We start from the raw sequence: 20,620 nt of genomic DNA on the forward strand, positions 1-20,620 counted from the left end.
AACTTTCATGGCTTTTACGCTACAATCCCGCTCTTGTTGTCTGGCACTGCTATAGGATTTTCCATGTCGGTTTCCTTCGTTCACCTTCGCGTGCACTCCGAGTTTTCGCTGGTCGACGGCCTGGTGCGGATCAAGCCGCTGGCCAAGGCACTGGCCGGAATGAACATGCCGGCGGTGGCGATTACCGACCAGAGCAACATGTGCTCCCTGGTGAAGTTCTACAAAACCGCCATGGGCGCCGGCATCAAGCCGATCTGTGGTGCCGACCTGTGGCTGGCTGGCAGCGACCCGGAAGCGCCGCTCTCGCGGATCTGCTTCCTGGCCATGAACCCCAAGGGCTATCGCAACCTCACGGAATTGATTTCCCGCGGCTGGACCGAAGGCCAGCGCAACGGCTTGGTGATCATCCAGCGCGAGTGGATCGCCCCCGCCAGCGAAGGGCTGATCGCGCTGTCCGCTGGCAAGGAAGGCGACATCGGCATGGCGCTCATGACGGGGCGCCAGGACGAGGCTCAGGCGCTGCTTGGCGATTGGATGGGCATGTTCCCCGACCGTTTCTACGTCGAGGTGCAGCGGACCAATCGCAGCGGTGACGAAGAGTACGTGCATGCCGCCGTGGCGCTGGCCGACCGCTTCGGTGCGCCCTTGGTGGCGACCAACGATGTGCGTTTCATCAAGCAGTCCGACTTCGACGCCCACGAGACCCGCGTCTGCATCGGCGAGGGCTGGACCCTCGACGATCCGCGCCGGCCCCGTGCCTACAGCGACCAGCAGTACCTCAAGTCCGCCGAGGAAATGGCCGAGCTGTTCAGCGACCTGCCGGACGCCATCGCCAACACAGTGGAAATCGCCAAGCGCTGCAACATCACCGTGCAGTTGGGCAAGTACTTCCTCCCCGATTTCCCGACGCCCAACGGCATGGGCATCGACGACTACCTGCGTCACGTCTCCCACGAAGGCCTGGAAGAGCGCCTGGCGGTGCTCTGGCCCAAGGAGACCACGCCCAATTACGAAGAGAAGCGCCAGGTCTATCTGGACCGCCTGAAGTTCGAGCTGGATATCATCATCCAGATGGGCTTCCCCGGTTACTTCCTGATCGTTATGGACTTCATCAAGTGGGCCAAGAACAACGGGGTGCCGGTGGGACCTGGCCGGGGGTCGGGTGCGGGCTCGCTGGTGGCTTATGTGTTGAAGATCACCGACCTCGACCCGCTGGCCTATGACCTGCTGTTCGAGCGCTTCCTCAACCCAGAACGTATTTCCATGCCCGACTTCGACGTCGACTTCTGCATGGATGGCCGCGACCGGGTGATCGACTACGTGGCAGAGGCCTACGGGCGTAATGCAGTCAGCCAGATCATCACCTTCGGCACCATGGCGGCCAAGGCGGTGGTGCGGGACGTGGCCCGCGTCCAGGGCAAGTCCTATGGTCTGGCCGACCGCCTGTCGAAAATGATCCCGTTCGAAGTGGGCATGACACTGGAGAAGGCCTACGAGCAGGAAGAAATCCTGCGCGACTTCCTCAAGAGCGACGAGGATGCCCGCGAAATCTGGGACATGGCGCTGAAGCTCGAAGGCGTTACCCGAGGCACCGGCAAGCACGCCGGGGGCGTGGTGATCGCGCCGACCAAGCTCACTGACTTCTCACCGATCGCCTGTGATGAAGAGGGTGGCGGCCTGGTGACCCAGTTCGACAAGGATGACGTCGAGGCTGCGGGCCTGGTGAAGTTCGACTTCCTCGGCCTGCGTACCCTGACCATCATCAAGTGGGCGATGGAGACGATCAACCGCGAGCAGGCCAAGAAGAACCTGCCCGACGTCAACATCGACTTCATCCCGCTGGACGACAAGAAGACCTACGAGCTTTTGCAAAAGGCCGAGACCACGGCCGTGTTCCAGCTCGAATCGCGCGGTATGAAGGAGCTGATCAAGAAGCTCAAGCCCGACTGCCTGGAAGACCTCATCGCACTCGTGGCGCTGTTCCGCCCCGGCCCGCTGCAATCGGGCATGGTGGATGACTTCATCAACCGTAAGCACGGACGCGCCGAGCTGGCCTACCCGCACCCGGACTACCAGTACGAAGGCCTCAAGCCGGTACTGGCGCCGACCTACGGCATCATCCTGTACCAGGAACAGGTGATGCAGATCGCCCAGGTCATGGCCGGCTATACCTTGGGCGGCGCCGACATGCTGCGTCGCGCCATGGGTAAGAAAAAACCTGAGGAAATGGCCAAGCAGCGCGGCGGCTTCATCGAAGGTTGCGCCAACAACGGTATCGATGCAGACCTGGCGGGCAACATCTTCGACCTGGTGGAGAAATTCGCAGGTTACGGTTTCAACAAGTCCCACTCGGCCGCCTATGGCCTGGTGTCCTATCAGACAGCCTGGCTCAAGACCCACTACCCGGCGCCTTTCATGGCTGCGGTCCTGTCGGCGGATATGCACAACACCGACAAGGTGGTGGTGCTGATCGAAGAAGTGCGCAGCATGAAGCTGCGCCTGGACGCGCCGGATGTGAACAACTCCGACTTCAAGTTCACGGTCAACGACGATGGCCGCATCGTTTATGGGCTCGGGGCGATCAAGGGCGTCGGTGAGGGCCCGGTCGAGGCCATCGTCGAAGCGCGTGCCGAGGGCGGGCCATTCAAGGACCTGTTCGACTTCTGCGAGCGCGTCGATCTCAAGCGTATCAACAAGCGAACGCTCGATGCGCTGATCCGCAGTGGCGCGCTTGACCGCCTGGGCCCGTACTTCCATGACGAAATCAAGGCCTACCAGGCCAACATCGACCGCAACCGTGCGGTGCTGCTTTCGGCCCTGGAAGAGGCGATCAAGGCTGCCGAGCAGATCGCTCGTACTGCCGACAGCGGTCACGTGGATCTGTTCGGCGGCCTGTTCGTCGAACAGGACTCCGACGTCTACGCCAACCACCGCAAGGTGCGCGAGCTGACCCTGAAGGAGCGTCTGCGGGGCGAGAAGGACACCTTGGGCCTGTACCTGACCGGCCACCCGATCGACGAGTACGAGACCGAGATTCGCCGCTTCGCGCGCCAGCGCATCATTGATCTCAAGCCGTCCCGCGACACCCAGACCGTGGCAGGCATGATCATTGCGCTGCGGGTGATGAAGAACAAGAAAGGCGACAAGATGGGCTTCGTCACCCTCGACGACCGTTCCGGGCGTATCGAGGCTTCTTTGTTTGCCGATGCGTTCATGGCGGCTCAGGCCCTGTTGCAGACGGATGCGATGGTGGTGGTGGAAGGAGAGGTCAGTCACGACGACTTTTCCGGCGGCCTGCGCCTGCGGGTCAAGCAAGTGATGACCATGGAGGATGCCCGCACCAAGCTGGCCGAGAGTCTGCGCCTGAAGGTGGCCCACGAGGCCCTCAAGGGCGACCGACTGGCCTGGCTGGGCGAGCTGATCACCCGTCATCGCGGTGGCTGCCCGATCACCCTGGAGTACACCGGGAGCGAGGCGCGGGCGATGCTGCAGTTTGGCGACGAGTGGTCGATCGATCCCGCCGACGGCCTGATTCAAGCGCTGCGTGACCAGTTCGGACGTGAGAACGTCTTCCTGCAATACCGCTGAACCGACGAATTTTAATCTCGACCTGAATGCGCCTGATCCCTTAAGGTAGGGCGCCAAACGGATCAACCGGCCGGCCGCCTGGCCGTAGACCCAAGACGGATGCCTATGAACCCGAATTTCCTCGATTTCGAACAGCCGATTGCCGACCTGCAAGCCAAGATCGAAGGGCTGCGCCTGGTGGGCAACGACAATTCGCTGAACATCAGCGATGAAATTGCCCGTCTGCAAGACAAGAGCAATACCCTGACCGAAAGCATCTTCGGCAACCTGACCAGCTGGCAAATCGCCCGTCTGGCCCGTCACCCTCGTCGTCCCTATACCCTGGACTACATCGACCACATCTTCACCGAGTTCGAAGAGCTGCACGGCGACCGTCACTTCGCTGACGATGCTGCGATCGTCGGCGGTACCGCGCGCCTGGACGGCAAGCCGGTCATGGTCATCGGTCACCAGAAGGGCCGTGAAGTGCGTGAAAAGGTGCGCCGCAACTTTGGCATGCCGCGTCCGGAAGGCTACCGCAAGGCCTGCCGCCTGATGGAAATGGCCGAGCGCTTCAAGATGCCTATCCTGACCTTCATCGATACTCCGGGTGCCTACCCTGGTATCGACGCCGAGGAGCGCAACCAGAGCGAGGCCATCGCCTGGAACCTGCGGGTAATGGCACGCCTGAAGACCCCGATCATCGCCACCGTCATCGGTGAGGGCGGTTCCGGTGGTGCGCTGGCCATCGGCGTGTGCGACCAATTGAACATGCTGCAGTATTCCACCTACTCGGTGATCTCGCCGGAAGGCTGCGCCTCGATCCTGTGGAAGACTGCCGACAAGGCTGCCGATGCTGCCGAGGCAATGGGCATCACCGCCGAGCGCCTGAAGAGCCTGAACATCGTCGACAAGGTCATCAGCGAGCCTCTGGGCGGCGCCCACCGTGACCCTGCGAAGATGTCCGAAAGCATCCGTGCCGACCTGGTCGAGCAGCTCGAGATGCTGGGCAAGTTCGATCACGATGCGCTGCTGGCCCGTCGTTACGATCGCCTGATGAGCTACGGCGTCTGACCCATTCGGGGGCGTCGCGCCTATCTTCGGATAAACCCGCTCCTTCCACGACGGCATTGCCCTAGATCGCAGTGCTATTGTGGGAGCGGGTTCACTCGCGAAAGGGGCGCGAAGCATCTGCGATGATCCTCCGTCATGTGAGGTCCTGATGATCAACCTCACCGCTCAACTTTCCCCCTGGCTCAATGCCCCCGCCTGGTACGTCGCTTTCTCCGGCGGCCTCGACTCCACCGTCCTGCTGCAGCTGCTGGCCGATTACGCCCGTCGTCATCGCGCCCCGCCACTGCGCGCCGTGCACATCCATCATGGCCTGCAAGCCGCTGCTGATGATTGGCCGCAACATTGCCAGTCGATCTGTGATGGGCTGGGTCTCGAGCTCCAGGTCATCCATGTTCAGGTCACGCCCGGTGCCAGCCTGGAACAGGCGGCCCGGGATGCCCGCTATGCCGCATTCGCGCAAGTGCTCGGGGCTGGGGAGGTGCTGTTCACAGGTCAGCACCGCGAGGACCAGGCCGAGACCTTGCTCTTTCGTCTGTTGCGCGGTGCCGGACTGCGCGGGCTGGCGGCCATGCCGGCAGCACGCCCCCTGGGGCAGGGGTGGCTGGCCCGGCCCCTGCTGGCGGTCGGGCGGGCGCAGTTGCTCGCGCAGGCCAATGCACAGGGGCTTTGCTGGATCGAGGATCCCTCCAACGCCAATACCACCTATGCCCGAAACTACCTGCGCGGCGAGGTATTCCCTGTGCTGAATCATCGTTGGCCTCAGGCCGCGAGCAATCTTGCCCGCAGTGCTGGGCATTTGGGCGAGGCCCTGGGCTTGCTGGACGAGCTGGCGGCAGATGATCTGGCGGGAGCCGCACAAGGGGCACCGTTTGCCTGGCTCGGCCTGGACTCTCTCGATCTGGCCGCGCTTGAGGCATTATCGCCAGCGCGCCAGCGAAATGCCCTGCAATATTGGTTGAGCCGTCGGACTCGGTTACCCGACGCCCGTCATTGGGCCGGCTGGGACAGCCTGCGTGACGCAGTCGTCGATGCCCAGCCGGTGTGGCGGCTGGGCGATGGTGAGTTGCAGCGCAGTCATGGGCGCATCTGGTGGTTGAAGGGTCAATGGCTGGTGCCGGTCCAGGGCGTTCTGGCCTGGGCGGACCCAAGCGTGCCTCTGACGTTACCCGGTAATGGTTGCGTGTCCGTGCAGGGTGATTGTCCGCCAGGTGAGGTGCAGGTGCGCTACCGTCAGGGCGGCGAGATGCTCGAGGTGCCAGGACGGGGCCGTCGTGACCTCAAGCGCTTGCTGAACGAGCTGCAAGTCCCGCATTTCGTGCGCTCGCGTTTACCACTGCTGTGGCAGGGCGAGCGCCTGCTGGCAGTGGCCAACCTGCCGCTGGCAGGGCAGGGCGGTATCCAGTTGCATTGGCGGCCGCCGACGAGCGTGCAAGGTTTGAGCTGAAGGGTACATTCCGGTAGACTACCCTCCCTTCTTGATACAGCTTCTGTGGGTTCCTCGAAAACACAGCAGTTGCCGATTACCAAGCAGTTTTTTGCTGGGCTGATTCTTAAAATGACGAGCGAGCTCCATGCCGGGGATATCCCTGGTTTGTACAGACGCGGCAGTTGTTCGAGATGCACTGTGATTGACGCAGGTGATCGGGGGCTTCGGCCTTCCTTCGCTTTCTCCGGCGGCGCTGACCGCTTTAACGCAGACTTCTAGGGTTTTTCATGACGCGCTACATATTCGTCACGGGCGGTGTTGTTTCTTCATTGGGGAAAGGCATTGCCTCGGCTTCCTTGGCGGCCATCCTGGAGGCGCGGGGGCTCAAGGTCACCATGCTCAAGCTGGATCCGTACATCAACGTCGACCCCGGCACCATGAGCCCGTTCCAGCATGGTGAAGTGTTCGTCACCCACGATGGCGCCGAGACCGACCTCGACCTGGGCCACTACGAGCGGTTCATCCGCACCACCATGACCCAGAACAACAACTTCACCACCGGCCGTATCTACGAGCATGTGCTGCGCAAGGAGCGCCGTGGCGACTACCTGGGCGCGACCATCCAGGTCATCCCGCACATCACCGACGAGATCAAGCGTCGCATCATCAAGGGCGCCGGCGATGCCGACGTTGCCCTGGTCGAGATCGGTGGCACCGTCGGTGACATCGAGTCGCAGCCGTTCCTCGAGGCGATCCGCCAGCTGCGCGTCGAAGTGGGTTCCAAGCGCGCCATGCTGATGCACCTGACCCTGGTTCCTTACATCGCCACTGCCGGCGAGACCAAGACCAAACCGACCCAGCATTCGGTCAAGGAACTGCGCTCCATCGGCCTGCAGCCGGACGTGCTGATCTGCCGTTCCGACCACCCGGTCGACGCGTCGTCGCGCCGCAAGATCGCCCTGTTCACCAACGTCGAAGAGCGTGCGGTGATCTCTCTGCAAGACGTCGATACCATCTACAAGATCCCAGGTGTATTGCATGCCCAGGGCCTGGACGACTTCGTCGTCGAGCGCTTCGGCCTGCAGTGCAGCAGCGCCGATTTGTCCGAGTGGGACCAGGTCGTCGATGCCAAGCTGAACCCTGAGCATGAAGTCACCATCGCCATGGTCGGCAAGTACATGGAACTGCTGGATGCGTACAAGTCGCTGATCGAGGCCATGAGCCACGCGGGCATCAAGAACCGCACCAAGGTCAACCTGCGCTACATCGACTCCGAAGACATCGAGAACCAGGGCACCAGCCTGCTCGAAGGCGCCGATGCCATTCTCGTCCCGGGCGGTTTCGGTCTGCGCGGCGTCGAAGGCAAGATCACCGCTGTCCAGTACGCGCGCGAAAACAAGGTGCCGTACCTGGGCATCTGCCTGGGCATGCAGGTCGCGGTCATCGAGTTCGCACGTAACGTGATGGGCTGGAAAGACGCCAACTCCACCGAGTTCGACCGCAACAGCGGCCACCCGGTCGTCGGCCTGATCACCGAATGGGCCGATGCCACCGGCGCGGTCGAGACCCGTTCCGAAGCTTCCGACCTGGGCGGCACCATGCGCCTGGGTGCTCAGGACTGCCAGCTGGCGGCCGGCTCCAAGGTCCATGACTGCTATGGCAAGGATGTGATCACCGAGCGTCACCGCCACCGCTACGAAGTGAACAACAACCTGCTGCCACAGCTGGTCGAGGCAGGCTTGGTGGTATCCGGTCGTTCCGAGGACGGTGCGCTGGTTGAAGTGGTCGAGTCCAAGGACCACCCATGGTTCGTCGCTTGCCAGTTCCACCCCGAGTTCACCTCGACCCCACGTGACGGCCACCCGCTGTTCAGTGGTTTCGTCAAGGCGGCCCTGGCCCAGAAGAACAAGGCCTGATCCATGACCCAGAAGATCATTCGCGTCGGTAGCATCGAGATCGCCAACGACAAGCCGTTCGTCCTGTTCGGCGGCATGAACGTCCTGGAGTCCCGTGACCTGGCCCTGAAGGTCTGCGAAGCCTACGTGCGGGTCACCGAGAAGCTCGGTATCCCTTACGTGTTCAAGGCCAGCTTCGACAAGGCCAACCGTTCGTCGATCAACTCCTACCGTGGTCCGGGCATGGAAGAAGGGCTGAAGATCTTCGAAGAGATCAAGCAGACCTTCAAGGTGCCGGTGATCACCGACGTGCACGAGCCCTACCAAGCCGAGCCCGTCGCCAAGGTGTGCGACATCATCCAGCTGCCAGCCTTCCTGTCGCGCCAGACCGACCTGGTCGTGGCGATGGCCAAGACCGGCGCCGTGATCAACATCAAGAAGGCTCAGTTCCTCGCGCCTCAGGAAATGAAGCACATCCTGACCAAGTGCGAAGAAGCCGGTAACGACCAGTTGATCCTCTGCGAGCGTGGTTCGAGCTTCGGCTACAACAACCTCGTCGTGGACATGCTCGGCTTCGGCATCATGAAGCAGTTCGAGTATCCGGTGTTCTTCGATGTGACCCATGCCCTGCAGATGCCGGGCGGTCGCTCCGATTCCGCCGGTGGTCGTCGCGCCCAGGTCACCGACCTGGCCAAGGCCGGCATGAGCCAAGGCCTGGCCGGGCTGTTCCTGGAAGCCCACCCGGACCCGGACAACGCCAAGTGCGATGGTCCTTGCGCCCTGCGCCTGGACAAGCTGGAGCCGTTCCTGGCCCAGCTCAAGCAACTGGACGACCTGGTGAAAAGTTTTCCGACGGTAGAGACCGCGTAAAGCTCATTTCTCCGGTAAAGTACCGCCCTCACCCCTGACCGAACGGTCAGGGGTCGCCTTCGCCAGGCCTGCCCGTTTCCGAACTGCCTGGCGAACGCCCAGATTTCCTTAGCTGCGTTGTTTTCGTCAATTCTGGAGTGCTTACAACAATGGCAAAAATCGTCGACATCAAAGGTCGTGAAGTTCTCGATTCGCGTGGCAACCCCACCGTGGAAGCCGATGTTCTGCTCGACAACGGCATCATCGGCAGCGCCTGCGCGCCGTCCGGTGCTTCCACCGGCTCGCGTGAAGCGCTGGAGCTGCGTGATGGCGACAAGAGCCGTTACCTGGGCAAGGGCGTGCTGAAGGCTGTTGCCAACATCAACGGCCCGATCCGCGACCTGCTGCTGGGCAAGGACCCGGCCGACCAGAAGGCCCTGGACCGCGCCATGATCGAACTGGACGGTACCGAGAACAAGGCCAAGCTGGGCGCCAACGCCATCCTGGCCGTCTCCCTGGCTGCCGCCAAGGCTGCTGCCCAGGATCAGGACCTGCCGCTGTACGCACACATCGCCAACCTCAATGGCACCCCAGGCCAGTACTCCATGCCGGTTCCGATGATGAACATCATCAACGGCGGCGAGCACGCCGACAACAACGTCGACATCCAGGAGTTCATGGTTCAGCCGGTTGGCGCCAAGACCTTCTCCGATGCCCTGCGCATGGGTACCGAAATCTTCCACCACCTCAAAGCCGTGCTCAAGGCTCGTGGCCTGAACACCGCTGTGGGTGACGAAGGTGGTTTCGCGCCAAACCTGACCTCCAACGAAGACGCCCTGGGCGCCATCGCCGAGGCAGTCGAGAAGGCCGGCTACAAGCTGGGCACCGACGTGACCCTGGCCTTGGACTGCGCGGCTTCCGAGTTCTACGAAGACGGCAAGTACAACCTGTCTGGCGAAGGCAAGTCGTTCGATGCCGAAGGCTTTGCCGATTACCTCAAGGGCTTGACCGAGCGCTTCCCGATCATCTCGATCGAAGATGGCCTGGACGAGTCCGACTGGGCTGGCTGGAAGATCCTCACCGACAAGATCGGTGCCAAGGTACAGCTGGTCGGCGACGACCTGTTCGTGACCAACACCAAGATCCTCAAGGAAGGCATCGAGAAGGGCATCGGTAACTCGATCCTGATCAAGTTCAACCAGATCGGCTCGCTGACCGAAACCCTGGAAGCCATCCAGATGGCCAAGGCTGCCGGCTACACCGCGGTCATCTCCCACCGTTCGGGTGAAACCGAGGACTCCACCATCGCCGATCTGGCCGTCGGTACCGCTGCTGGCCAGATCAAGACCGGTTCGCTGTGCCGTTCCGACCGCGTCTCGAAGTACAACCAGCTGCTGCGTATCGAAGAGCAACTGGGCGCCAAGGCCGTGTACCGCGGTCGTGCCGAGTTTCGCGGCTGAGCAAGAGATGGTAAAAAGGCAGCAGCCGAGGCCGTCTGAACGTTCGTACTGAGCTGTCAGACGCCTCTTACGGGTTTCTGTCGACGAAGCCTGGCCTCGGCCAGGCTTCGTGCTATTGGAAGCTCGCTGCGGCGGCCTTTTTCCTCTGGATATCTTGATGCGCAGTCCCTATTGGTTGTTTCTCGTCCTGCTCCTGCTGCTCGGCGGCCTGCAGTACCGCCTTTGGGTGGGTAACGGCAGCCTGGCGCAAGTGGCCGAGCTCAAGCAGCAGATCGCCGAACAGCATGCCGAGAACGAGCGGCTGCTCGAGCGTAATCGCGTGCTGGATGCTGAAGTTCTGGAGTTGAAAAAAGGTATGGAGACCGTCGAAGAGCGGGCTCGTCACGAATTGGGGATGGTCAAGGAGGGTGAAACCCTCTACCAGTTGCCGCAGAAATGACGCAGACGCTACCGGCTTTCTGGGCCGTGATTCCCGCCGCGGGCGTCGGTGCCCGCATGGCTGCCGATCGTCCCAAGCAATATCTGCAATTGGGCGGGCAGACCCTTCTCGAGCATAGCCTCGACTGTTTTCTCGACCACCCCTCGCTCAAGGGCGTGGTGGTCAGCATTGCCGCCGATGATCCCTACTGGCCTGGCCTACGCTGTGCCAACGACCCACGCATACAGCGTGCGGCCGGGGGGCGTGAGCGGGCCGACTCGGTGCTCAATGCACTATTGCTTTTGCATGCCCAAGGGGCGGCGGACAGCGACTGGGTGCTGGTGCATGACGCGGCGCGACCGAACCTGGCACGCAGTGATCTGGATCGGTTGCTGTCGGAGTTGGCCGACGATCCTGTCGGAGGTTTACTTGCGGTGCCTGCTCGCGACACGCTCAAGCGTGCCGATGCCAATGGACGGGTCAGTGCCACGGTGGATCGCAGCACCATCTGGCAGGCCTACACGCCGCAGATGTTCCGCCTGGGGGCCTTGCACCGGGCCCTGGCCGAGTGCCTGGTCTCCGATGTGGTGATCACGGACGAGGCCTCGGCCATCGAATGGTCCGGTCAGGCGCCGCGCTTGATTGAAGGGCGCAGCGACAACATAAAGGTCACCCGTCCGGAAGACCTGGAATGGTTGCGCCAGCGCTGGGCCGCCCGTCGCTGAAACCGAACACCTGCGTCCACCTCTTCGCAAGTGCCCCCGTGAAGAGGTCATCGGAATCCTCAGTTTTGCCGATACTCTGGCAGCCCCGCCAGCCCTTCCTTCAGAAAGTCCACCAGCCGCCGCACTTTCGGTGACAAGTGCCTTTGCTGCGGGTACAACGCCCATACAGCCGTGTTCGGTGGCTGGTGCGCTTCGAGCAGCGATACCAGCGCACCGCTGTTGAGGTGCTCAAGTACGTAATAGTCCGGCAACTGGCACAACCCCATGCCCAACAATGCTGCATCCAGCACGGCCTGCCCGCTGTTGCAGCGCCAGTTGCCCTGCACCCGCTGACTCAACTCCCGCCCATCCTGCTGCAATACCCAGAGGTCGGAACTGCCGATCAGGCAGTTGTGCCGAGTCAGTTCCGACAGGCTGTGGGGGCGACCATAGCGCTCAAGGTAGGCGGGGGAGGCGCACAGGTACATGCGCCGGGGGGCCAGGCGCGTAGCCACCAGGCGTGAGTCCTGCAGTCGCCCGAGGCGTATCGCCAGGTCCATTCCCTCATGCACCAAGTCCAAGGTGCGGTTGCTCAGTTCCACCTCAACGCGCAGTTGCGGATACTGGGCCATGAAGCGCGTCACCAAGGGGACGATGAAGCGTTCTCCATAAGCCACCGCGCAGGTCATGCGCAACAGCCCTTTGGGCTCGCTGGCAAGGTCGCCCATGGCGCGCAGGGCTTCTTCGCGTCCGTCCTGCAAGCGCTGGCAATGTTGCAGGAAGGTCTGCCCTGCCTCGCTCAGGGTCACCCGGCGGGTACTGCGGTACAGAAGCCGTGTCTGCAAGCGCTCTTCCAGACGAGCGATTTGTCGGCTGATGTGCGAGGACGAAACACCCAGGCGTTCGGCGGCGGCGGTGAACTGGCCTGACTCGGCCACCGCGACGAATTCGTCGATGCCTTCCCAGCGACTGCTCATTGATTATCCCTGCATGGCAATAATGTTTTTACTTGCGCCGGATTATTCATCAAAAGTGCTTGAATTACACTGAGCCGAAGCAATCATCCCTTGTCTGGAGTTCCGTTGATGATCAAGTCCCGCGCCGCTGTTGCCTTCGAGGCCAAGAAACCCCTGGAAATCGTCGAAGTCGACGTGGCCATGCCCAAAGCGGGTGAAGTGCTCCTGCGTGTGGTGGCCAGCGGTGTCTGCCATACCGATGCCTACACCCTGTCGGGCGCCGACCCGGAAGGTATCTTCCCCTCGATCCTGGGCCACGAGGGCGGTGCGATCGTCGAAGCCGTGGGCGAGGGTGTCACCTCGGTCGCTGTCGGCGACCACGTGATCCCGCTGTACACCCCCGAATGCGGCCAGTGCAAATTCTGCCGATCGGGCAAGACCAACCTGTGCCAGGCCATCCGCGCCACTCAGGGCAAGGGCCTGATGCCGGACGGCACCACCCGTTTTTCCTATAAAGGCCAGCAACTGTTCCACTACATGGGCACCTCGACGTTCTCCGAGTACACCGTGTTGCCGGAAATCTCCGTGGCCAAGATCGCCAAGGATGCGCCGCTGGAGAAGGTCTGCCTGCTCGGATGCGGTGTCACCACCGGTATTGGTGCCGTGCTCAACACCGCTAAGGTCAAGGCTGGCGACACCGTCGCCATCTTCGGTCTGGGCGGCATCGGTCTGTCGGCGATCATCGGTGCGGTGAAGGCAAAGGCTTCGCGCATCATCGCCGTGGACATCAACCCGGCCAAGTTCGAGATCGCTCGCCAGCTTGGCGCCACCGACTGCGTGAACCCGAAGGACTATGACCGTCCGATCCAAGAAGTCATCGTCGATCTCACCGACGGTGGTGTGGACTACTCCTTCGAATGCGTAGGCAACGTCCAGCTGATGCGTGCGGCGCTGGAGTGCTGCCACAAAGGTTGGGGTGAGTCGGTGATCATCGGTGTCGCCGGCGCCGGGCAGGAAATCTCCACCCGTCCGTTCCAGCTGGTGACCGGCCGAGTCTGGCGTGGTTCGGCATTCGGCGGTGTGCGTGGTCGCAGCGAGCTGCCAAGCTACGTGGAAATGTCGCAGAAAGGCGAGATCCCGCTGGATACCTTCATCACCCACACCATGGGCCTGGAGGACATCAACAAAGCCTTCGACCTGATGCATGAAGGCAAGAGCATCCGCAGCGTGATCCATTTCTGAGGTTTGCCCATGAGCCTGGAAAACATCTCCTGCCAGAAAAGCTTCGGCGGCTGGCACAAGCGCTACCGGCACGCCTCCAAGGTCCTGGGTTGCGACATGGTGTTCGCCGTCTACCTGCCGCCGCAGGCCGAGCAGGGCGAGAAACTGCCGGTGTTGTACTGGCTCAGTGGCCTGACGTGCACGGACGAGAACTTCATGCAAAAGGCCGGCGCCCAGCGCCTGGCCGCAGAGCTTGGCCTGATCATCGTTGCCCCCGACACCAGCCCGCGCGGCGAGCAGGTGCCGGGTGACCCGGATGGCGCCTGGGACTTTGGTCTGGGCGCAGGTTTCTACCTCAACGCCACCCAGCAGCCCTGGGCTCAGCACTACCGCATGCACGACTACGTGGTGCAGGAGCTGCCCGCCTTGGTCGAGGCGCATTTTCCGGCCTCCGACCTGCGCAGTATCAGCGGCCACTCCATGGGTGGGCACGGTGCCTTGGTTTGCGCCCTACGCAACCCTGGGCGCTATCGCTCGGTGTCGGCCTTTTCGCCGATCAGCAATCCGATGGATTGCCCGTGGGGTGAAAAGGCTTTCTCCCGTTACCTGGGGGACGACCGGGCGCGCTGGCGCGAGTGGGATGCCAGCGTACTGCTGGCCGAGACAGCCGCCGGGCAATGCCCGCCGCTGCTGATCGACCAGGGTGACCGGGATGACTTTCTCGAGAAGCAGCTCAAGCCCCAGGCGCTGGAGCAGGCGGCGCGCAAGGGAGGGCATGAGCTGACGCTGCGTTTGCAGCCTGGCTATGACCACAGCTACTACTTCATCGCCAGCTTCATCGATGAACACCTGCGCCATCACGCGGTGGCGTTGGGCAGGGTCTGATCCAGGGGCTTCTTTGCGGCCGCTTCGCACCAGCAGGGTCGCTGCGGTAAAGGGGCTGCAAAGCAGCCCCAATATCCAGCAAAGCAGGTAGAATCCAGCCCTGACTCATTCAGGGCTTTTTCTTATGCGTATTGGCCACGGCTACGATGTCCACCGTTTCGGCGACGGTGATTTCATTACCCTGGGCGGGGTGCGTATACCCCACAAATACGGCCTGCTGGCCCATTCCGACGGCGATGTGCTGCTGCATGCGCTCAGCGATGCCCTGCTTGGCGCTGCGGCGTTGGGCGACATCGGCAAGCATTTCCCCGATACCGACCCTCAGTTCAAAGGGGCCGACAGCCGGGCGCTGCTGCGCCATGTGGTCGGCATCGTTCAGGCCAAGGGCTGGAAGGTCGGCAACGTCGACACCACCATCGTCGCCCAGGCACCCAAGATGGCACCGCATATCCCGACCATGCGCCAGTTGATCGCCGAAGACCTGCAGGTCGAACTCGACCAAGTCAACGTCAAGGCCACCACCACCGAGAAGCTGGGTTTCACCGGCCGTGAGGAGGGCATCGCCGTGCATGCGGTGGCCCTGTTGCTGCCAGCATGACCGAACTGGAACTGCTGGGCCCACGGGCCTGGGGGGGCTCCTTGGGCCAGGCGGTGCTCAAGGCAGTGGCTGAGGACTTTCAGGTCGACGAAGTGCTGGACATTCCCCTCTCTGGCCAGGGCGAGCACCTCTGGCTGTGGGTCGAAAAACGTGACCTGAACACCGAGGAAGCGGCCCGTCGCCTGGCGCGTGCCGCCGGCGTGCCGGTTCGCTCGATCAGCTATGCCGGCCTCAAGGACCGGCAGGCCCTGACCCGTCAGTGGTTCAGTCTGCACCTGCCGGGCAAGGCCGACCCTGACCTGTCCCGTGCCGAAGATGCAAGCCTGCGCGTACTCAAGCAGGTGCGTCACCAGCGCAAGCTCCAGCGCGGGGCCCATTCGGCTAACGGCTTCACCTTGCGCCTCACGGCCCTTGCGGCCGATCACCAAGCCCTCGATGCGCGCCTGGAACAACTCAAGCAGCACGGGGTACCCAACTACTTCGGCAGCCAACGGTTCGGCCACGAGGGCGGCAACGTGCATGACGCCCGCCAGTGGGCCGAGCGAAACGCGTTGCCGGAGCAGCGCAATGTCCGCTCGCGGCTATTGTCCGCCGCGCGCAGCTACGTGTTCAACCAGGTACTGGCCGCGCGTGTCGCCAATGGTAGCTGGAACACAGCGCAGGTCGGTGATTTGCTGGCCTTCACAGAAAGCCGCAGTTTCTTCCCGGCGGGTGAGCAGGAATGTACCGATCCACGACTGGCGATTCTTGACTTGCATCCCACCGGGCCGCTCTGGGGCGAAGGCGTCTCACCGACCCGCGGCGATACGTCTATGCTGGAAACAGCCATCGGCGATCGGCATCTGGCGCTGTGCCAGTGGTTGGCACGAGCAGGCATGAATCACGAACGACGCATCCTGCGGCTCCCTATTGGCGGGCTGACGTGGCATTATCCCGAGCCTGATATCCTGCAACTGGAATTCGTCCTTCCGGCCGGATGCTTCGCCACCGTGGTGGTGCGCGAGCTCGTCGATCTGGTGCCGGCAGGGCAGACGGACAGCCCATGCGTATTCTGATTTCGAATGACGACGGTGTTACCGCACCCGGCCTTGCCGCGCTGCATGCTGCGCTGGCGGACTACGCCGAGTGCGTGGTGATTGCCCCGGATCAAGACAAAAGCGGTGCGAGCAGTTCACTGACACTGGACCGGCCGCTGCATCCGCAGACCTTGGCCAACGGCTTCATCAGCCTGAACGGCACGCCCACCGACTGCGTGCATTTAGGGCTCAACGGGTTGTTGCCCGAGACGCCCGATATGGTCGTGTCCGGTATCAACCTGGGAGCCAACCTCGGGGATGACGTGCTCTATTCCGGCACGGTCGCCGCGGCACTGGAGGGGCGCTTCCTGGGCGGCACATCGCTGGCGTTCTCGCTGTTGTCGCGCCTGCCGGACAACCTGCCGACCGCGGCCTACATCGCCCGCCGCCTGGTTGAAGCCCAGTCGCGCCTGGAGCTGCCGCCTCGCACCGTGCTCAACGTGAACATCCCAAACCTGCCTCTGGAACACATTCGTGGCATCCAGCTCACCCGGCTCGGCCATCGGGCGCGGGCAGCGGCGCCGACCAAGGTGGTCAACCCGCGTGGCAAGGAAGGCTACTGGATCGCCGTGGCCGGTGACGCCGAGGACGGCGGGCCGGGTACCGACTTTCACGCGGTGATGCAGGGGTACGTGTCGATCACCCCGCTGCAACTGGACCGCACCTTCAACGAAGCCTTCGAGCGTCTCGATGGCTGGGTGGAGGATCTGCTCTGATGCGTGAACAGGACGATCTGCTGCGCCGAGGCATCGGCATGACCTCCCAGCGTACCCGGGAGCGGTTGATCCAGCGTCTGTACGAGGAAGGCGTCTCGAACACCCAGGTGCTCGAGGTCATCCGTCGCACCCCGCGTCATCTGTTTGTCGACGAGGCCCTGGCGCACCGGGCCTACGAGGACACCGCGCTGCCGATCGGGCATAACCAGACCATTTCCCAGCCGTTCATGGTGGCGCACATGAGTGAGCTGCTGCTGGAGGCCGGGCCGTTGGACAAGGTCCTGGAGATCGGCACGGGGTCGGGTTACCAGACCGCCATTCTCGCGCAACTGGTGGAGCGGGTGTTCTCGGTGGAGCGGATCAAGGTCCTGCAGGACCGGGCCAAGGAGCGCCTGGTCGAGCTCAACCTGCGCAACGTGGTGTTTCGTTGGGGCGACGGCTGTGAAGGATGGCCGGCGCTGGCGCCTTACAACGGCATCATCGTGACAGCCGTGGCGCCGGAGGTTCCCCAAGCCTTGCTGGACCAGCTGGCGCCGGGTGGACGCATGGTGATTCCAGTGGGCGCTGCCGGCGAGTCCCAACAGTTGATGTTGATCGTACGCGAGGAACATGGGTTCTCCCGTCGTGTGCTGGGCGCCGTGCGTTTCGTACCGCTGCTCAACGGTCCGGTGGCGTGAGGGCGCGCTGAATATTTGCGTCGTCGACGAATTCTTCAGCCACGAACCTGTCTATCGTGCGGGGTTTCGTCGCGCTTGCCGCGGCACCTGAGCCAGCCACCCAAGCCGGTCTGTCTCGTTTATAATTGCAACAATATTGCATTTCGTATCGTCATATCGTTTTTCGGCACCATGAGGGGAGCGCGGGTGGGTCACACAATCATGCGGCAACGCAAGGATCGGTCGGTTTTCAAGCTTCTGGTGATTGCGCTGGCCATGGCGACATCGCTGGCGGGCTGCTCCAGCACCGGTTCGAGTGGCGCTCGCGTGGTGGATCGCAACAACACCGTGCCCAAGCGCCCGACCGTTACCTCAGGCCAATATGTGGTCAAGCCCGGCGATACCTTGTACTCCATCGCCTTCCGCTACGGTTGGGACTACAAAGAGCTGGCCGCGCGCAACGGCATCGCGGCGCCCTATACCATTCGCCCCGGCCAGCCGATCCGCTTCAGCAGCGGCAGCGGTGGCAGCACCACGGTAGTGTCCAGCCCGTCCTCCTCGAGCAAGACCACGGTCACCCGCCGCCCGGTGGCAAGCACCTCCACGCCGCCTGCCAGCAATGGCGGTAAACCGGTCACCCCACCTGCGACGACGACTGCCCCAGTGATTACCCAGGTACCTGCCGCCGAGCGTTCGGTAGGGGGCTGGAGCTGGCCTGCCAATGGTGTGCTGATTGGAAAATTCGCTTCAAACGGTAGTTTGAATAAAGGCATTGATATCGCCGGTGATTTGGGACAGCCTGTTTTTGCTGCGTCTGGTGGTTCAGTGGTGTATGCCGGAAGTGGCTTGAGGGGCTACGGCGAGCTGATCATCATCAAGCACAACGATACCTACGTCAGTGCCTACGGTCATAACCGCAGGCTTTTGGTTCGGGAGGGGCAGCAGGTCAAGGCAGGGCAGACGATCGCTGAAATGGGGTCCACGGGCACTGATCGGGTGAAGCTGCATTTCGAGATTCGCCGCCAGGGCAAACCCGTCGATCCGCTCCAGTTCTTGCCACGTCGTTGATCTTTGCACCCAGCCTGTTCCTGCTGATGTAGAGGGGACAGGCTCCAGCGCTGCCAGGGAAACAGGTGCCGCTCGAGTCTGAGTTCGAACTCAGCAAAGGACTATAACAATGGCTCTCAGCAAAGAAGTGCCGGAGTTTGACATCGACGATGACCTCCTGTTGATGGAGACGGGCATCGTTTTGGAAACGGATGTGGTGTCAGACGAACCTGCTGTACCTTCGGTTCGGACCAAGGCCAAACAAGGCTCATCGCTCAAACAGCACAAGTACATCGATTACAGCCGGGCGCTCGACGCCACCCAGCTGTATCTCAACGAAATCGGCTTTTCTCCGCTGCTCTCCCCCGAAGAAGAAGTGCATTACGCACGCCTGTCGCAAAAAGGCGATCCGGCTGGCCGTAAGCGCATGATCGAGAGCAACCTGCGCCTGGTGGTCAAGATTGCGCGCCGCTACGTCAATCGTGGCCTGTCGCTACTCGACCTGATCGAAGAGGGCAACCTCGGTCTGATCCGCGCGGTAGAAAAGTTCGATCCGGAGCGCGGTTTCCGTTTTTCGACCTATGCGACCTGGTGGATTCGCCAGACCATCGAACGGGCGATCATGAACCAGACCCGCACCATCCGCCTGCCGATCCACGTGGTCAAGGAGCTCAACGTCTACCTGCGTGCCGCGCGGGAGCTGACCCAGAAGCTCGACCACGAGCCTTCCCCGGAAGAAATCGCCGGGCTTTTGGAAAAACCCGTGGCCGAGGTCAAGCGCATGCTTGGGCTCAACGAGCGTGTCTCTTCGGTGGACGTTTCTCTCGGCCCGGACTCCGACAAGACCCTGCTCGACACGCTGACGGACGATCGCCCGACCGACCCGTGCGAGCTGCTGCAGGACGACGACCTCTCCCAGAGCATCGACCAATGGCTGGGTGAGTTGACCGACAAGCAGCGTGAGGTGGTGGTGCGTCGGTTCGGCTTGCGGGGCCACGAAAGCAGCACCCTTGAGGATGTAGGCCTGGAAATCGGCCTGACCCGAGAGCGCGTGCGGCAGATCCAGGTCGAGGGGCTCAAGCGTCTACGTGAAATCCTTGAAAAGAACGGCCTCTCGAGTGAGTCGCTGTTCCAGTAAGCGCAACCGCAACACAAAACGCCCCGATAATCTCGGGGCGTTTTTGTATCTGAGAGGATTGTTTATTTCGCTACCTACGTTGCTTTGCGTGTAAGAGATCGCTTACTCGTGGTGTAAGACTTCCCCGTAAGGATCAGTAAATCATTGTCGTTTCTAAGCTATCTATTTATGTAAGTATCTGAAAAGTAATGCCTTTTTAGGCATTAAAAGATGTGTCAGCTGTAGCGTTTTGAGAGGTTTAGCCCTTGCTCGCCGTGCTGGAGTGGCTAGTATTCGAACTGTGTCGACGGACCGGCACAGCCTTCACGGATGAAGGTCATGGACATCGCAAGATGCGATTCATCAGGATGATGTTTAGGACAAGCAGGGACTACGGAAAAAATGTGGGCGGGTCAAACCGCCCCTTTTTTTTGCCTTGAATTCAATGGCAGAGGCTGCGCTTCATGTGGCGTGCAGGGGCTATCCGCTTGGCCTCGAACGAAGTGGTCCTGTCCCTTGGGCTGCTTTGCAGTCCATCGCCGGCTTTGGCAGTTTGTATGGCGCATTTCCAGAAATGAAAAAGGCCCCGTTTGGGGCCTTTTCGTATCCGGACGCTATCAGCGTTCCAGATCTGCAATCTTGCCAGGCTTGCCATCCCACTCTTCAGCATCAGGGAGGGGATCCTTACGCTCAGTGATGTTCGGCCAGATCTCCGCCAGTTCGGCGTTGAGCTCGATGAAGTTCTCCATGCCGGCAGGCACTTCGTCTTCCGAGAAAATGGCTTGAGCTGGGCATTCCGGTTCGCACAGGGCGCAGTCGATGCACTCGTCCGGGTGGATGACCAGGAAGTTCGGGCCTTCGTAGAAGCAGTCCACCGGACAGACTTCCACGCAGTCGGTGTACTTGCATTTGATGCAGTTGTCGGTGACGACGAAGGTCATTTCTAATTCTCTCC

General features: G+C 61.9%; 18 protein-coding genes. 16 read left to right on the top strand and 2 right to left on the bottom strand.

Annotated elements, in window-relative coordinates:
* The first annotated feature begins 63 nt into the window (after window positions 1-63).
* The 8 genes from dnaE to ispD all read left to right on the top strand — a co-directional run bounded on the left by dnaE (window position 64) and on the right by ispD (window position 11,414).
* Complete coding sequence (dnaE, locus tag R6G97_RS04550) at window positions 64-3,588, top strand: DNA polymerase III subunit alpha (protein WP_317847848.1); 3,525 nt, start codon at window positions 64-66, stop codon at window positions 3,586-3,588.
* A 105-nt stretch (window positions 3,589-3,693) separates the two neighbouring features.
* A complete protein-coding gene (locus tag R6G97_RS04555) occupies window positions 3,694-4,641 on the top strand; it encodes an acetyl-CoA carboxylase carboxyltransferase subunit alpha (RefSeq protein ID WP_043208841.1) in 948 nt (315 codons plus the stop codon).
* Between the two features lie 148 nt (window positions 4,642-4,789).
* Window positions 4,790-6,085, top strand: a complete 1,296-nt coding sequence (gene tilS, locus R6G97_RS04560; protein ID WP_090346085.1) for a tRNA lysidine(34) synthetase TilS — start codon at window positions 4,790-4,792, stop codon at window positions 6,083-6,085.
* A 269-nt stretch (window positions 6,086-6,354) separates the two neighbouring features.
* On the top strand, window positions 6,355-7,983 hold the full coding sequence (locus tag R6G97_RS04565; protein ID WP_043208837.1) for a CTP synthase: 1,629 nt from the start codon (window positions 6,355-6,357) through the stop codon (window positions 7,981-7,983).
* A 3-nt stretch (window positions 7,984-7,986) separates the two neighbouring features.
* A complete protein-coding gene (gene kdsA / locus R6G97_RS04570) occupies window positions 7,987-8,832 on the top strand; it encodes a 3-deoxy-8-phosphooctulonate synthase (RefSeq protein ID WP_043208834.1) in 846 nt (281 codons plus the stop codon).
* Window positions 8,833-8,981: 149 nt separating this feature from the next.
* Entirely contained in the window at window positions 8,982-10,271 is a 1,290-nt protein-coding gene (gene eno / locus R6G97_RS04575; protein WP_043208831.1) for a phosphopyruvate hydratase, read from the top strand.
* A 157-nt stretch (window positions 10,272-10,428) separates the two neighbouring features.
* A complete protein-coding gene (ftsB, locus tag R6G97_RS04580; protein ID WP_043208829.1) occupies window positions 10,429-10,710 on the top strand; it encodes a cell division protein FtsB in 282 nt (93 codons plus the stop codon).
* A complete protein-coding gene (ispD, locus tag R6G97_RS04585; protein WP_317847849.1) occupies window positions 10,707-11,414 on the top strand; it encodes a 2-C-methyl-D-erythritol 4-phosphate cytidylyltransferase in 708 nt (235 codons plus the stop codon). The genes ftsB and ispD overlap by 4 nt, the downstream gene beginning before the upstream one ends.
* A gap of 59 nt (window positions 11,415-11,473) precedes the next feature.
* Here ispD and R6G97_RS04590 read toward each other — a convergent pair whose 3' ends face one another.
* Complete coding sequence (locus R6G97_RS04590; RefSeq protein WP_102082224.1) at window positions 11,474-12,370, bottom strand: LysR substrate-binding domain-containing protein; 897 nt, start codon at window positions 12,368-12,370, stop codon at window positions 11,474-11,476.
* A 108-nt stretch (window positions 12,371-12,478) separates the two neighbouring features.
* Between R6G97_RS04590 and R6G97_RS04595 the strand changes: the two genes are divergently transcribed.
* The 8 genes from R6G97_RS04595 to rpoS all read left to right on the top strand — a co-directional run bounded on the left by R6G97_RS04595 (window position 12,479) and on the right by rpoS (window position 19,686).
* Window positions 12,479-13,591: an S-(hydroxymethyl)glutathione dehydrogenase/class III alcohol dehydrogenase gene (locus tag R6G97_RS04595; RefSeq protein ID WP_043208823.1), complete on the top strand. Its 1,113-nt coding sequence runs from the start codon at window positions 12,479-12,481 to the stop codon at window positions 13,589-13,591.
* 9 nt (window positions 13,592-13,600) lie between these two features.
* Complete coding sequence (fghA, locus tag R6G97_RS04600) at window positions 13,601-14,455, top strand: S-formylglutathione hydrolase (protein ID WP_070572357.1); 855 nt, start codon at window positions 13,601-13,603, stop codon at window positions 14,453-14,455.
* Window positions 14,456-14,579: 124 nt separating this feature from the next.
* A complete protein-coding gene (ispF, locus tag R6G97_RS04605) occupies window positions 14,580-15,053 on the top strand; it encodes a 2-C-methyl-D-erythritol 2,4-cyclodiphosphate synthase (protein ID WP_043208819.1) in 474 nt (157 codons plus the stop codon).
* On the top strand, window positions 15,050-16,108 hold the full coding sequence (gene truD / locus R6G97_RS04610) for a tRNA pseudouridine(13) synthase TruD (protein ID WP_043208817.1): 1,059 nt from the start codon (window positions 15,050-15,052) through the stop codon (window positions 16,106-16,108). The genes ispF and truD overlap by 4 nt, the downstream gene beginning before the upstream one ends.
* A complete protein-coding gene (surE, locus tag R6G97_RS04615; RefSeq protein WP_043208815.1) occupies window positions 16,096-16,845 on the top strand; it encodes a 5'/3'-nucleotidase SurE in 750 nt (249 codons plus the stop codon). The genes truD and surE overlap by 13 nt, the downstream gene beginning before the upstream one ends.
* A 38-nt stretch (window positions 16,846-16,883) precedes the next feature.
* Entirely contained in the window at window positions 16,884-17,522 is a 639-nt protein-coding gene (locus tag R6G97_RS04620) for a protein-L-isoaspartate(D-aspartate) O-methyltransferase (protein ID WP_167358117.1), read from the top strand.
* A gap of 186 nt (window positions 17,523-17,708) precedes the next feature.
* On the top strand, window positions 17,709-18,569 hold the full coding sequence (locus R6G97_RS04625) for a peptidoglycan DD-metalloendopeptidase family protein (protein ID WP_043208810.1): 861 nt from the start codon (window positions 17,709-17,711) through the stop codon (window positions 18,567-18,569).
* 109 nt (window positions 18,570-18,678) lie between these two features.
* Entirely contained in the window at window positions 18,679-19,686 is a 1,008-nt protein-coding gene (gene rpoS / locus R6G97_RS04630; protein ID WP_043208809.1) for an RNA polymerase sigma factor RpoS, read from the top strand.
* Window positions 19,687-20,282: 596 nt separating this feature from the next.
* On the opposite strand, the gene fdxA is transcribed toward rpoS, so the two are convergent.
* A complete protein-coding gene (fdxA, locus tag R6G97_RS04635) occupies window positions 20,283-20,606 on the bottom strand; it encodes a ferredoxin FdxA (RefSeq protein WP_043208808.1) in 324 nt (107 codons plus the stop codon).
* Between the last annotated feature and the right edge of the window lie 14 nt (window positions 20,607-20,620).

It is taken from the genome of Pseudomonas sp. HTZ2 (assembly GCF_033173945.1).
Taxonomy (GTDB): domain Bacteria; phylum Pseudomonadota; class Gammaproteobacteria; order Pseudomonadales; family Pseudomonadaceae; genus Aquipseudomonas; species Aquipseudomonas guariconensis.

Excerpts from the sequence above, each read along its gene's own strand:
- R6G97_RS04595 (WP_043208823.1), top strand. The coding sequence starts at position 12,479 with ATGATCAAGTCCCGCGCCGCTGTTGCCTTCGAGGCCAAGAAACCCCTG.
- ispD (WP_317847849.1), top strand. The coding sequence starts at position 10,707 with ATGACGCAGACGCTACCGGCTTTCTGGGCCGTGATTCCCGCCGCGGGC.
- fghA (WP_070572357.1), top strand. The coding sequence starts at position 13,601 with ATGAGCCTGGAAAACATCTCCTGCCAGAAAAGCTTCGGCGGCTGGCAC.
- tilS (WP_090346085.1), top strand. The coding sequence starts at position 4,790 with ATGATCAACCTCACCGCTCAACTTTCCCCCTGGCTCAATGCCCCCGCC.
- R6G97_RS04555 (WP_043208841.1), top strand. The coding sequence starts at position 3,694 with ATGAACCCGAATTTCCTCGATTTCGAACAGCCGATTGCCGACCTGCAA.
- ispF (WP_043208819.1), top strand. The coding sequence starts at position 14,580 with ATGCGTATTGGCCACGGCTACGATGTCCACCGTTTCGGCGACGGTGAT.
- R6G97_RS04590 (WP_102082224.1), bottom strand. The coding sequence starts at position 12,370 with ATGAGCAGTCGCTGGGAAGGCATCGACGAATTCGTCGCGGTGGCCGAG.
- surE (WP_043208815.1), top strand. The coding sequence starts at position 16,096 with ATGCGTATTCTGATTTCGAATGACGACGGTGTTACCGCACCCGGCCTT.
- rpoS (WP_043208809.1), top strand. The coding sequence starts at position 18,679 with ATGGCTCTCAGCAAAGAAGTGCCGGAGTTTGACATCGACGATGACCTC.
- fdxA (WP_043208808.1), bottom strand. The coding sequence starts at position 20,606 with ATGACCTTCGTCGTCACCGACAACTGCATCAAATGCAAGTACACCGAC.
- eno (WP_043208831.1), top strand. The coding sequence starts at position 8,982 with ATGGCAAAAATCGTCGACATCAAAGGTCGTGAAGTTCTCGATTCGCGT.
- R6G97_RS04565 (WP_043208837.1), top strand. The coding sequence starts at position 6,355 with ATGACGCGCTACATATTCGTCACGGGCGGTGTTGTTTCTTCATTGGGG.
- dnaE (WP_317847848.1), top strand. The coding sequence starts at position 64 with ATGTCGGTTTCCTTCGTTCACCTTCGCGTGCACTCCGAGTTTTCGCTG.
- truD (WP_043208817.1), top strand. The coding sequence starts at position 15,050 with ATGACCGAACTGGAACTGCTGGGCCCACGGGCCTGGGGGGGCTCCTTG.
- kdsA (WP_043208834.1), top strand. The coding sequence starts at position 7,987 with ATGACCCAGAAGATCATTCGCGTCGGTAGCATCGAGATCGCCAACGAC.
- R6G97_RS04620 (WP_167358117.1), top strand. The coding sequence starts at position 16,884 with ATGACCTCCCAGCGTACCCGGGAGCGGTTGATCCAGCGTCTGTACGAG.
- ftsB (WP_043208829.1), top strand. The coding sequence starts at position 10,429 with ATGCGCAGTCCCTATTGGTTGTTTCTCGTCCTGCTCCTGCTGCTCGGC.